At 62.2% G+C, this 12,890-nt stretch carries 12 protein-coding genes; 7 read left to right on the plus strand and 5 right to left on the minus strand.

Annotation, left to right across the window (positions count from 1 at the left end):
* Positions 1–2 precede the first annotated feature (2 nt).
* Complete coding sequence (locus tag A3AY_RS0100720) at positions 3–989, plus strand: type II secretion system F family protein (RefSeq protein ID WP_018323748.1); 987 nt, start codon at positions 3–5, stop codon at positions 987–989.
* Here A3AY_RS0100720 and A3AY_RS0100725 read toward each other — a convergent pair.
* A complete protein-coding gene (locus A3AY_RS0100725) occupies positions 986–1,267 on the minus strand; it encodes a hypothetical protein (RefSeq protein ID WP_018323749.1) in 282 nt (93 codons plus the stop codon). The two genes, A3AY_RS0100720 and A3AY_RS0100725, sit on opposite strands and share 4 nt — an antisense overlap.
* Positions 1,242–2,069, minus strand: coding sequence for a tetratricopeptide repeat protein (locus A3AY_RS0100730; RefSeq protein WP_026202980.1), 828 nt, complete (start codon positions 2,067–2,069; stop codon positions 1,242–1,244). Before A3AY_RS0100730 ends, A3AY_RS0100725 begins: the two co-directional genes overlap by 26 nt.
* Positions 2,070–2,212: 143 nt before the next feature.
* Here A3AY_RS0100730 and A3AY_RS0100735 point away from each other — a divergent pair, with 143 nt between their 5' ends.
* Positions 2,213–3,604 carry a leucyl aminopeptidase gene (locus tag A3AY_RS0100735; protein WP_018323751.1) on the plus strand — a complete coding sequence of 464 codons (1,392 nt, stop codon included), beginning with the start codon at positions 2,213–2,215 and terminating at the stop codon, positions 3,602–3,604.
* Positions 3,605–3,820: 216 nt separating this feature from the next.
* Here the strand turns inward: A3AY_RS0100735 and dnaA are convergent, their stop codons facing one another.
* The 3 genes from dnaA to mutM form a co-directional block, all read right to left on the minus strand.
* Complete coding sequence (gene dnaA, locus A3AY_RS0100740) at positions 3,821–5,272, minus strand: chromosomal replication initiator protein DnaA (RefSeq protein ID WP_026202981.1); 1,452 nt, start codon at positions 5,270–5,272, stop codon at positions 3,821–3,823.
* A 1,084-nt stretch (positions 5,273–6,356) separates the two neighbouring features.
* On the minus strand, positions 6,357–6,623 hold the full coding sequence (gene rpsT, locus A3AY_RS0100745; protein ID WP_018323753.1) for a 30S ribosomal protein S20: 267 nt from the start codon (positions 6,621–6,623) through the stop codon (positions 6,357–6,359).
* A gap of 205 nt (positions 6,624–6,828) precedes the next feature.
* A complete protein-coding gene (gene mutM / locus A3AY_RS0100750; RefSeq protein ID WP_018323754.1) occupies positions 6,829–7,719 on the minus strand; it encodes a bifunctional DNA-formamidopyrimidine glycosylase/DNA-(apurinic or apyrimidinic site) lyase in 891 nt (296 codons plus the stop codon).
* 179 nt (positions 7,720–7,898) lie between these two features.
* Here mutM and ubiE point away from each other — a divergent pair, with 179 nt between their 5' ends.
* The 5 genes from ubiE to macA all read left to right on the plus strand — a co-directional run bounded on the left by ubiE (position 7,899) and on the right by macA (position 12,881).
* Positions 7,899–8,675 (plus strand): bifunctional demethylmenaquinone methyltransferase/2-methoxy-6-polyprenyl-1,4-benzoquinol methylase UbiE, encoded by a 777-nt coding sequence (ubiE, locus tag A3AY_RS0100755; protein WP_026202982.1) that lies wholly within the window; start codon positions 7,899–7,901, stop codon positions 8,673–8,675.
* A gap of 62 nt (positions 8,676–8,737) precedes the next feature.
* On the plus strand, positions 8,738–10,312 hold the full coding sequence (ubiB, locus tag A3AY_RS0100760) for a 2-polyprenylphenol 6-hydroxylase (RefSeq protein WP_018323756.1): 1,575 nt from the start codon (positions 8,738–8,740) through the stop codon (positions 10,310–10,312).
* 200 nt (positions 10,313–10,512) lie between these two features.
* Entirely contained in the window at positions 10,513–11,040 is a 528-nt protein-coding gene (locus A3AY_RS0100765; protein WP_018323757.1) for a GNAT family N-acetyltransferase, read from the plus strand.
* 105 nt (positions 11,041–11,145) lie between these two features.
* Positions 11,146–11,388, plus strand: coding sequence for a hypothetical protein (locus A3AY_RS0100770; RefSeq protein WP_018323758.1), 243 nt, complete (start codon positions 11,146–11,148; stop codon positions 11,386–11,388).
* Positions 11,389–11,621: 233 nt separating this feature from the next.
* On the plus strand, positions 11,622–12,881 hold the full coding sequence (gene macA, locus A3AY_RS0100775) for a macrolide transporter subunit MacA (RefSeq protein WP_018323759.1): 1,260 nt from the start codon (positions 11,622–11,624) through the stop codon (positions 12,879–12,881).
* Positions 12,882–12,890: the final 9 nt, after the last annotated feature.

Consider the following 12,890-nt stretch of genomic DNA (forward strand, 5'->3'; position numbering starts at 1 on the left):
GCATGAGCGAGGGCATGATCAACACCCTGACCGATCCGAACGTCATCGTCGCCTTCCTGGTGGCGGTGGCAGTGCTGGCGACGTTCTATTCCCTGGCCGTTCCCTTCTTCGAGAAAGGCAACCTCGACAAGCGGATGAAATCGGTTGCCACCGAACGCGAACTGATCCGGGCGCGCGAACGTGCGCGCCTGAATGCCGAGATATCCGGCGGCAAGACGTCGCTGCGCGCCCAGAACAACACTTCGGTGCGCCAGATCGTCGAGCGGCTCAACCTGCGCAAGGCACTGGTCGACGACAAGACCGTCAACCGGCTGAAATCGGCCGGCTATCGCTCGCAAAACGCGCTGAACGTGTTTCTCGTCGCCCGCGTCAGTCTCCCTTTCCTCTTTCTGGCCGTTGGCGCCTTCTATATCTTTGGTCTTGGCTATCTCGGTGAAAAACCGTTGCCGATGCGGATCCTTGCCGTTATCGGCACCGGCTATCTCGGCTTCTATGCGCCCAACATCTTCATTTCGAACGCCGTTTCGAAGCGTCAGCACTCCATCCGCCGGGCCTGGCCGGATGCGCTCGACCTTTTGCTGATCTGCGTGGAATCGGGCATCTCCATGGAACTGGCCATGCGGCGCGTGGCCGACGAAATCGCCGCGCAGTCGGCGCCTCTTGCCGAGGAACTGGTCCTGACCGTTGCGGAGCTCTCCTTCCTGCCAGACCGGCGCATGGCGCTCGAAAATCTCGGCACCAGAACCGGGCTTGAGGAGGTGAAGGCCGTCATGCAGGCGCTGATCCAGGCTGACCGCTACGGCACACCGATCGCCCAGGCGCTGCGGGTGCTTGCCCAGGAAAGCCGCGACCAGCGCATGAACGAGGCCGAGAAGAAGGCCGCAGCCCTGCCGCCGAAGCTGACGGTGCCGATGATCCTGTTCTTCCTGCCCGTCCTGATCGCGGTCATTCTCGGCCCGGCAGGCATACAGGTTTCGGACAAGTTCTAGTGGCGACGGTGAACCGTACGCCGGCTTCGCTGGTGGCGCACGACGAACACTACCGCTAGGACAAGGAAGCCCAGGGCCAAGCTGCCCCAGACAGGGCCAGCCTGCGCCACCATGATGCCGTCGACCGGGTCATAGCAGCGGCCCTCGGAATTGAAGCACTCCCGCCACTTCCAGTAGCGCTCGTACCAGGCGAACGAAAAAAAACCGGCGAGCGCGAGGCTTGTCAGTGCCAGTGTGAAGTGGACGGCCGGCTTAATTCGTGTGTGTGCTGTCGTCATTGGAGAGCTTCTTCCAGGCGTTCTGCTGGGTAAGCATACCACGAAGGTAGGCAACATTGGCTTCCGCCTGATCGGGCGAAAGTTCCTGCCGGGCAATCTGCTCGGCTTCGGCAAAGCGCCCCTGCAGTCCGACGGCAAGCGCCAGGTTCTGTCTTACGCTGCTGTCGGCGCCGGGCTGGCTGACCGCCGATTTCAGATAGGTTTCCGCGGTTTTCAGGTCCTTGTTCAAAAGATAGGACATGCCGAGATTGGAAAGGACCGTCGGCTCGTTCGGCTGGATGTCGAGAGCCTCACGATAGCGCAGGCGGGCTTCCGATGCACGGCCGAGCTGGTCGAGGATCGCGCCTTCTGCCGATTTCAGCTTCCAGTCCGGACGGTCGGGCGTCTGGGCGCGGGAGATCGTGTTCAACGCCTGTTCCAGCTGGCCCGCAGCCGCTTGCGATTTGCCATAGGCGGCGAGCACTTCACGGTCTGTCGGGTAGGCGATGGCTACCTGCTGCATCACCGCGAGCGCCTGTTCGTTGCGGCCGGTCATTCTGAGCATGTTCGCATAGTTGAGGCCCGCATTGCGGTCCTTCGGGTTGCGTTCATAGGCCTTGCCGATGCTTTCGGCCGCTGCCGCCAGTTCGGTCGCGTTCATCGATTGAACCGGCTTGGAGAAGCTGGTCTCCGGAATGGAGCCGGTCGTCAGTTCCTTCTTCTGCGACGCACAGCCGGACAGCGCCAAGGCGACCAAGGCCGCCAGTGAGGCGGCTTTCAGAAATCGGTGATGGGAAAGAGACGAGTGTCCGCGTGACGTCATTACCAATGCCCCTGAAGCAGTTCGTTAGAGCACCGGACGCAATCCCCAACAAATCGGCGCAATCTTCACTCCAGCAATAGTCTGTTAACCCTAACGGAGCGTTAATCGGGTGATTCTGCATCGCGCCCTCCTTAAGGATTTCCATGGCCTCCTATCAATTCATCGACCGTCCATCGCCGTTCAACACCAGCGCCGGCAAGACCCTGCCGATCTTCGCGGTGACGCCGGCCCATATCGAGCTTGGCGCCATCGATCCGATCGCGCTCGACTGGGCGCGCAAGGCGGGCTTCAAGGCCGAATCCGGCGCGGTCCTGCTGATCCCCTCGCAGGACGGCCAACTCGGCGGTGCGCTGTTCGGGCTGGGCGCCAATCCGTCGGAAGCGCCGTTCCTGACCGGCAAGCTGGCGCGCGCACTGCCGGCCGGAAAATGGCATATCGAAACCGCGCCGCTGACGGCCAATCGCCTGGCGCTCGGCTACGGCCTCGGCTCGTACCGCTTTGACCGCTACAAGCTCGCGGCGAGCGAAGCGCCGACCCTGATGATCCCGACCGATGCCGATGCCGCCGACATCAAGCGCCAGCTTGCCGGCGTCTTTCTGGCCCGCGATCTCATCAACATGCCGACCAACGACATGGGGCCGAACGCGCTGGAGGAGGCCTTCCGGGCGCTCGGCGAACACTACAAGGCCAAGGTTTCCGTCGTGTCCGGCGACGATCTCCTGAAGAACAATTTCCCTCTGATCCATACCGTCGGGCGCGCCAGCGCCGAGGCGCCGCGCCTGCTGGAAATGCGTTGGGGCAAGAAGGGCCACCGCAGGGTGACGCTGGTCGGCAAGGGCGTCTGCTTTGACACCGGTGGCCTCGACATCAAGCCGGCCGCCTCGATGCTTCTGATGAAGAAGGATATGGGCGGCGCGGCCAATGTCATGGGTCTCGCGCTGATGATCATGGATGCAAAGCTCAAGGTCGATCTCCGGGTGCTGGTGCCCGTCGTCGAAAACTCGATCTCCGCCAATGCCTTCCGCCCGGGCGACATCTATCGCAGCCGCAAGGGGCTGACGGTGCAGATCGACAACACCGATGCCGAAGGCCGGCTGATCCTTGCCGATGCGCTTGCCTATGCGGACGAGGAGGAAACCGATCTCCTCATCGACATGGCGACGCTGACCGGCGCGGCCCGCGTCGCCCTTGGCCCCGACCTGCCGCCGTTCTACACCGACGACGAGGATCTGGCCCATGACCTGACCGAAGCAAGCCTCACGGTCGACGATCCGCTCTGGCGCATGCCGCTCTACAAGGGTTACGAGAAGGACATCTCCGCCCGCATCGCCGACCTCACCAATGCGCCATCGGGCGGCATGGCCGGGTCGATAACGGCGGCGCTCTTCCTCAAGCGCTTCGTCACCAACGCCAGGAGCTGGGCCCATTTCGACATCTTCGGCTGGGCACCGGCCGAACGTCCGCACTCGCCGCTCGGCGGCGAGGCGCAGGCGATCCGCGCGTTGTATCATTTGATTGCGAAGGGGAAGAAGTAGGGCGGCAGTGGGGATATTCCCATCCGTCGATTTGCGGGACGGGGGCGCCGATATCTCCCTCTTCTCCCCAGCGGGGAGAAGTGCCGAGCGGATGCGAGGCGATGAGGGGGCCGGCGAAGCCGGAGCCAGCGCACAGAAGAAGGGTGCCTTCGGCGGCCCCCCTCATCCGGCGCTTTGCGCCACCTTCTCCCCGGCGGGGAGAAGAGGGAACCAGTGCTACTCGTTGATCAGCCGCTTCAACAGTTCGATCTCGTGGCTGAGCTTGGTGTCGCCGGAAATCAGGTCTTCGATCTTGCGCACCGCATGCAGCACCGTCGTGTGGTCGCGTCCGCCGAACCGGCGGCCGATTTCCGGGAAGGAGCGAGGGGTAAGCGTCTTGGCCAGATACATGGCGATCTGGCGCGGCTTGACGATGACCCGGGTGCGGCGGTTGGAAACCAGTTCCTGCCGCGACACGTTGTAGTGCTTGGCGACGACGCGCTGGATATCCTCGATACGAACCCGGCGCGGCTCGCCGGCATTGACCAGATGGCCAAGCAGTTCATCGACGCGCTCGATCGACAGTTGCGGCTCGAAACTGCGGCGGAAGAGAAGCTGGTTGAAGGCGCCTTCCAGCTCGCGGCCGCTCGCGGTGATGTTGCGGGCGACATGGCTGAGGATCTCGGCCGGGATATCCAGCGAGGCATCGTCCTGACGGGCGACCTCGAGGCGGCGCTTGAGGATTTCGAGGCGCATTTCGTAATCCGGCCCCTCCATCTCGATGGCGACGCCGCCCTGCAGACGCGAGCGAACGCGCGGATCGAGCGATTCCAGCTCCCACGGCGCCCGGTCGGCGGCAACGACGACCTGCTTGGCGCTGTCGAGCAGCATGTTGAGAAGATGGCAGAATTCATGCTGGATCGACTTGCCCTGCAGGAACTGCATGTCGTCGATCACCAGAAGATCGATGTTGCGCAGCGTTTCCTTGAGCGAAAGCGCATCATTGTCTCGGATCGCGGTTGCAAAGCGCCACATGAAATATTCGGCGGTCAGATAGACGACGCGCGGCACGCGCGGGCTCTGGATCGCCGCGGTGGCGATCGCCTGCAGCAGATGCGTCTTGCCAAGACCGACCGTCGAATGGATGAACAGCGGGTTGAAGCGCACCGCACCGGCGCCGGCCTCGGCAATCGTCTTTGCCGCCGCAAGGGCGACCCGGTTCGAGGAGCCCTCGACGAAGCTCTCGAAAGTATAGCGCGGATCGAGCGGCGAACCGAACAGCGGTCCTGCGACCGGCTGCGACTTTTGAAGCGTGCTGACCGTGGCGGTTGCATGATGGGCGAGCGACTGCGGCGATGTCCGGCGCGTGGTGGCCGGCGCCGTTGCGTCGGTCTGGTGTGCCTGCGGGGCATCCTCGTGAAGGCCGGGCCGCGCGCCGCGCGTGGCACTGCGAACCAGGATTTCCACCTTCAGGATCTCGGCGTCCTCCTGCTGGAAGAGGCCGGTGATCAGCTCGAGATAGCGATTGTTGATCCAGGATTTCAGAAAGGTCGTCGGCACCGAGAGCCGCACCACACTCTTTGAAACGGAGTGCAGCTTCAGCCGGCCGAACCAGCTGGCAAAAACATCGGCGCCGACCTGAGCTTTCAAACGCGCACTGACGCGTTCGAAGAGCGCATTATGCGCGATTTCGCCTTTGTCCCCCGCCGCGCCGTCTGCCGGGGTTGTCCCGATCTGACGTACATTCTCCCCATTTTCGAATACAATCGCCGCCGTAACCGAATTGCTTAGCATATTGCCGCCTTCCAATATTATTCCGCGACGCCGTCATTGCTGACGGCATCCGCCTTTATGTCTGTCATGCGCGGCCCTCGTTCAAAGGCATGCCGCCCAATTCAGACGCTCGCCGTGCCACAAGAGGAATCCTCATTTCCTCTCGTGACCCGGTTTCCGTGCAAATCCGTTCCACCTAAAGGCAAAACGCATGTCCCGCTTGCACGGTTTTTAATCCCTGTCCGGAGCCGGCCCTCGTGAACCCGGCTCCGCCCAGCCTGCCATTTCTACACCGGCCCTTCCCGACCCTCGTTACAACGGGGCAGGCCAGTTGCGCATTTGCATCGCGGCCACCCGCTCTGTTTCGCACGGCAAACGCCGGCACAGCATCGAGTATCCCGAGAATGTTTCCACGGAATGCAACTAAAGATCGCAATCCGTCGTTCCGAGCAAGCATGTTGCGCGGTTGAAAACACCTGTTACTGATTGATGGAACGTTGTGGAACCACCCCGTTACAGAAGGTTCAAGTGAAACTGCACGGCCCCCTGAAAGAGCCGCCTTTTCATCTTGTCTAGAGGTATCCCCCGCGCCTTCCGTGGAGGCATTTAGGCAGGATCGTGATGCAAGATCAATCGTGTTTTTTACGCTTCGGTAAGAGCTGGGCGTTGACTCTCATAGCGTGTCCTGCATGGGCTCCATGCCTGCGAAAGAGAATCGCTTTTGAATCAAGGGCTTTGATTTTTGGCCCGGAAGTTAGCTGGCGAAAAACAAAAAAAATAAAAAATTTCTTGACTCGTCGCGCACCCCAATGGCCCCCGACCAGACGAGCGCATGGGACGGCATCCTCGCGCAACCAATTGATTTGATTGAAAAAAATATGTCATCGAGCTGACATGTCGTCCTGCTCAAGGATTAGGCATCGACAGGTGAGAAGAACGAATCGGAAAAGCCCGGTCGCAGGACCGGGCTAAATCATTGATGCAATTTTCGTAAGCCGGCTTAGGCCGAAAGCGACTTTACGCGGCTGGCCAGACGGGAGACCTTGCGCGATGCCGTGTTGGCATGCAGCACGCCCTTCGTGGCGGCGCGCATCAGTTCCGGCTGCGCTGCCTTCAGGGCTGCCTGGGCAAGAGCCTGGTCGCCGGAAGCGATGGCTTCTTCAACCTTGCGAATGAAACCGCGAACGCGCGAACGACGGGACTTGTTGACTTCCGTGCGGCGGGCGATCTTGCGGGTCGCTTTTTTCGCCGAAGTTGTATTGGCCATTTGGTGTCTCTCTTCGAAATCTGACAAAAACTCCCAATTCGCCGTGCCGGGTCACTGCGACCTGTCGTCCAAGCAATTCGGGAGCAATATCGGAAAACCTTGGAGCGGCTTTCCAAACTGAGGGCGGCATATAACCCTAAACCCCGCCTCAGTCAACGCGCTATTTTTGAAAACAGGCCCGCAGGGGGCGTGCGTGCCGGCACCGCTACTTCTGGCATTTCGGGCAATGGAATGTCGAGCGTCCCGCCTGGACGACGCGCGCGATGGTGCCGCTGCAACCTGGTGCCCGGCAAGGCTGCCCCTCGCGGTCGTAAACGGAGAACGAGTGCTGGAAGTAACCGAGCGTACCATCGGTCTGTATATGATCGCGCAACGACGAGCCGCCGGCCGCGATTGCATCGGTAATCACGGCCCGGATCGCCTCGGTCAGCAGCGTCAGCGTCTTCTTCGGCTTGGCCTTGGCATCGACCAGCGAACCGGCGGCCCTTTGCGGCGACAGGCCGGCGCGCCAGAGCGCCTCGCAGACATAGATATTGCCGAGCCCGGCAATATTCCTCTGGTCGAGCAGTGCGGATTTGAGCGGCTGCGCCTTGCCGGCAAAGCGCGCGGCGAGATAGGCCGCGTCGAGGATATTGCCGGTCGGCTCCTCGCCCAGATTGCGGAAGAAGGCGTGGCTCGCGAGCGTGTCGCGCCTGGCAATGTCCATGAAGCCGAAGCGGCGCGGGTCGTTATAGATGACGCGCGCCAGCCCCTTGGCCCCCTCAAGATGGAAGACGACATGATCGTGTTTCTCGTCCTTGCCGCGCGGATGATGAAAATCGCCCGCGGTCCCGGATGCCGCGCCTTCCTCGACGCGAAAGGAGCCGGACATGCCGAGATGGGCGATGATCACGTCGCCGCCTTCGAGGTCGATCAGGAGATACTTCGCCCGCCGCCCGAGCGACAGGATGCGCCGGCCGGAAACGAGCCTGGAAAAATCGGCAGGGAAGGGAAAGCGCAGGTCCGGCCGGCGCAGTTCCGCTTGCACCAGCAGCGCGCCTTCCATGGCCGGCGTCAGGCCCCGCCTTACGGTTTCCACCTCGGGAAGTTCCGGCATCAACATCTCCTCACGCCAAATGAATGAACTTATTTGGCAATTCCAATCGCCGCGCACATATCCTATAGCAGGCCAACAAGGGCTGGAATGCCGCAGGCAGGCGCCTCTTGGAGAGATAGCGTGGATCAAGCGAATTCGCTATGGTCGGCTTAAACGGCGATGGAACGGAGTATTTCGGAATGACAGGTGAGCGCACGTCTGCCGATGGCGGCATGGAGACCTCCTACGGTTTTCGCCAGGTTGGCCAGGGCGAGAAGCAGGCGCTCGTCAACGATGTCTTTCACAAGGTGGCCAAGCGCTACGACATCATGAACGACGTCATGTCCATGGGCCTTCACCGCGCGTGGAAGGATGCGATGATCGCGGCGCTCAATCCGCGCCGCTCCGAGGACTACAAGGTTCTCGACGTGGCCGGCGGCACCGGCGATATCGCCTTCCGCATCGTCGAGGCCTCCGACCGCAAGGCGCATGCAACGGTGCTCGACATCAACGGCTCGATGCTCGCGGTCGGCGCCGAGCGCGCTGAAAAGAAGGGTTTGGCGCCGAACCTCACCTTCGTCGAGGCCAATGCCGAGGAACTGCCCTTCGATGCCAATTGCTTCGATGCCTATACGATCGCCTTCGGCATCCGCAATGTGCCGCGCATCGATGTCGCCCTCTCGGAAGCCTATCGCGTGCTGAAGCGTGGCGGCCGGCTTCTTGTCCTGGAATTCTCCGAGGTCGACATGCCGCTGCTCGACAAGGTCTATGACAGCTGGTCGTTCAACGCGATCCCGAAATTCGGCAGGATGGTCACCGGCGACGCCGAGCCCTACCAGTATCTGGTCGAATCGATCCGCAAGTTTCCAAACCAGCGCGATTTCGCCGCGATGATCACCAAGGCGGGGTTCTCCCGCGTCAATTTCACCAATTACACCGGCGGTATCGCCGCGCTGCATTCCGCCTGGAAGATCTGACGCATGATGTCCATTTTCGTGAAGCGCGCTGAATGCCTCGTCCTGCGCGGCGGCAAGGCATCATGAGTACGCCCGGAGCCTATGTACGCCTGGTCCGGATCGGCTGGGTGCTGGTGCGCGAGGGGGTTATCTCCGCCCTGCCGTCGGAAAACCTGCCGCCGCTGATCGGCGTGGCGCAATCCTTTGCCGGTCTCTTTGCCCGCCGTCGTGCCAAACATGAGGTCCGCAGCGACAGGCTGGCGCGCGCCATCGAGCGACTGGGACCATCCTATGTGAAGATCGGCCAGTTCCTGGCCACCCGCCCGGACGTCGTCGGTGCCGATTTCGCCGAAGATCTTTCCTTCCTGCAGGATCGCATGGCGACCTTCCCGGTGGAGGAGGCGCGCGCCGCCGTCGAAGGTTCGCTCGGCCGGCCGGTCGCCGAGCTTTACGCGCACTTCGGCGATCCGATCGCTGCCGCCTCGATTGCCCAGGTTCACCCTGCCACGGTGCTGCGCCATGGCGTCGAGCAGAAAGTCGCCGTCAAGGTGATCCGCCCCGGCGTGCGCCAGCGTTTTGCCCATGACTTGGAGGCGATGTTCCTTGTGTCGCACCTGCAGGAGCGCTTCCTGCCGAACACGCGCCGGCTTCGTCCGGTCGAGGTGACGAAAACGCTGGAGCAGACCACCAAGGTCGAGATGGACCTGCGGCTTGAGGCTGCGGCACTGTCGGAGCTGGGCGAGAACGCCGCCGACGATCCCGGTTTCCGCGTGCCGAAAGTCGACTGGGAGCGCACCGGCCGCGACGTCGTGACGATGGAATGGATCGACGGCATCAAGCTCTCGGATGTCGAGGGCCTGCGCCGCGCCGGGCATGACCTCAACGGACTTGCCGATACGCTGATCCAGTCCTTCCTGCGTCACACGCTGCGCGACGGCTTCTTTCATGCCGACATGCACCAGGGCAATCTCTTCGTCGATCAGAAGGGCATGGTCGTCGCCGTCGATTTCGGCATCGTCGGCCGTCTCGGCAAGAAGGAGCGCCGGTTCCTCGCCGAGATCCTCTATGGTTTCATCACCCGCGACTATCGCCGCGTCGCCGATGTGCACTTCGAGGCCGGCTATGTGCCCGGCCATCACAACGTCGCAAGCTTTGCCCAGGCGATCCGCGCCATCGGCGAGCCGATCCACGGCCAGCCGGCCGAAACCATCTCCATGGCCAAGCTCTTGACGCTGCTGTTCGAGGTGACCGAACTCTTCGACATGCAGACGCGCCCGGAACTGGTCATGCTGCAGAAGACCATGGTCGTTGTCGAAGGCGTCGCCCGCACGCTCAATCCGCGCTTCAACATGTGGAAGGCCTCCGAGCCCGTGGTCGGCGCCTGGATCCGTGACAATCTTGGTCCGAAACGGATCGTCTCCGACGTCAGGGATGGGCTTCATGCGGCCCTCAGGCTTGCCGAGGCGGCACCGGAGATAGCGGCGAAAACCGAAAAGTTCTCCCGCGATTTGACGGGCATGGCCGAAAACGGCCTGCGCTTCGACGAGGCGACCGCCGAGGCGATCGGCCGTTCGGAAGCGCGCCACAGCCGCTCCGGCCGCCTGGCGCTCTGGGTCATCGCGCTGACGCTGCTATATATCGCCTGGCGGGGCTTCTGAGAGGCGGTACTTGTCTTTGTGGCGGGAGCCGCTAAAGTCCGGATCATGAAACGCGCGACTACGCACATTCTTATGACTGCACGTACCCTCAAGGGTGCGCAGGATCAGTGCTGGCCTGAAAGCGCTATCATCCTGTGGACCCTGCCGAGGCAGGTAGGGTCGTAGCTTCCTCCTTCCTCGCATCAAAGACGAGGATCGTCATGAAGCACACTGAAACACCCGCTGCGCCGTCGACTGACGCTCTGCATATCCGGGCTTCGCGTCCCGGCGACTATGAGCAGATCGCTGCCATCATGAACCTCCCCGGGGTGCGGCATGGCACGCTGCGCTTGCCGCATACCAGGCCCGAGCAGACCCGCACGTGGCTCGAGGCGCCGTCGGACGGCGGATTGCGGCTTGTTGCCGAACGAGGCGGGATCATCCTGGGGGCTGCCGGGCTCCACCGGCAAAGGGATCGCCGGCACCACGCAGCCGTGCTCGGCATGAGCGTTCACGACGATCATCGGAGGCAGGGTATCGGCAAGGCGCTTATGCTGGAACTTATCGATGCTGCGGACAAATGGCTGAACATCATGCGCATCGAACTGACCGTCTTTACCGACAATAAGCCGGCCATCGCGCTGTATGAGGCGTTCGGCTTCGAGACGGAGGGCGTTCACAAGGCCTATGCCTTCCGTGACGGGAGGTTTGCGGATGTCGTAGCCATGGCCCGGATCAGAAAATCGTAAGCGCAGCAGCCCTGTTCCATTGGGAACTGTGCGGTGGGCGCAGGCGTGAGATTGTCTTTCTCAAGGATGAGGCGGGCTCATCCAGCCAATCCAGGAGAGACAATCATGCGTAACCTGATCATCGCTTCCATCGTTGCCGCTGGCGCGGCTCTTTCTTTCGCCGCCCCGTCCCAGGCCGGCGGTTACTATGGCGGCGGTTATTATGATGGCTATCACGGCGGCCACCACTACGGTCACAAGCGCCACTACTACAAGAGCTATTACGAGCCCCGTTGCTGGACAAAGAAGGTCCGCGAGTACGACTACTACGGCAACCTGGTCGTCAAGCGCATCAGGGTCTGCAACTGATCCGGCCTCCCCGGCAGAACGGCACTTTGAAAAAACGGCGGTTCCAACCGCCGGTTTTTCGGTGCATGGCTGGCTTCGAAGACAAGCGGTGAGGTCCGCAGAAACATTGTGAAACGAAAAACGGAAAACATTACAAAGATTTCATCCCATCCGACTTCAATAAGGCGTAGTTGCTGCCTAGTTATTTCGGGAATTGTTTGGCCCGATGTCAAAATAGTCTGAAAGTTGCTTGAATGGCGGATGCCACCCGGAAAATTGCCCCCGCGGTCGTCGAGGATGAGGAACCCGTTGCTCGGCCGGCGCCGGTGCGGAAGAAACGCGCCCGATCGCGGCGGTGGTGGCTGATCCTGCCGGTCCTGATCGCTGCCGCCGGCGCCGGCTGGTACGGCTGGTCGAGCTACGGCAAACAGAGTGCCGCCGACACCGTCGTTACCGAGACGCCGTTGCGCGGCGATATCGAGAACAGCGTCACGGCGACGGGGCTGTTGAGCCCGATCAAGGACGTCGATGTCGGTGCCCAGGTCTCCGGCCAGCTGAAAAGCCTTAAAGTCGAGATCGGCGACAGCGTCAAACAAGGGCAGCTGATCGCCGAGATCGACAGTGCCTCGATCGAAACGCAGATCGAGATCGCCGAGGCTGAACTTGCCAACCTGCAGGCCCAGATGATCGACAAGGAGGCGCAGGTCGTCCTGTCCGCCGCCAATCTGAAGCGCCAGCGCGCGCTCGTCGCAGGCAACAGTGCCGCCCAGTCGGCGCTTGACGAGGCGATTGCCGCTCTGGCGACGGCCGAGGCCAATGTCGATGCACTGAAGGCTCAGATCCGTAAGCAGCAGGCGACGCTGAAGGACGCGCGCATCAGCCTCGGCTACACCAAGATCTATGCGCCGATGAGCGGCACGGTGGTCAATACCTCGGCCACGGAAGGCCAGACGCTGAACGCCAACCAGACGGCGCCGACGATCGTCACGGTTGGCGATCTCTCGACGATGACGGTCGAGGCGGAGGTGTCGGAGGCAGACGTCGGCAAGCTGAAGACCGGCATGGATGCCTATTTCACGCTGCTTGGCCAGCCCGGCAAGCGCTACCCCGGCAAGCTGCGGCAGATCAAGCCGACGCCGTCGACGGAAAACAACGTCGTGCTCTATTACGCCCTGTTCGACGTGCCGAACCCCGAGGGTGCGCTGATGATGAACATGACGGCGCAGGTTTTCTTCGTGCAGTCATCGGCCAGCAACGTACTGACGGTCCCTGCCGCGGCGGTCCGCTCCGGTGCCGATGGCAAGTCCGGCGAAGTCACCGTCGTCACCGCCTCCGGCGCCCGCGAGACCCGCAAGGTCGAGACCGGCATCCGCAACCGGGTGCGCGTCGAGATCAAGCAGGGTCTTTCCGAGAACGACGCCGTCGTGGTCGGCACGGGGTCGGCCGACAAGCCGGCAGCGTCCGGTCGCTCCAGTTCCCGGCGCGGCATGGGCGGCATGCCGCCGATGTTCTGAGGCGCCGTC

This window comes from Rhizobium giardinii bv. giardinii H152 (assembly GCF_000379605.1).
In the GTDB taxonomy this organism is placed as follows: domain Bacteria; phylum Pseudomonadota; class Alphaproteobacteria; order Rhizobiales; family Rhizobiaceae; genus Pararhizobium; species Pararhizobium giardinii.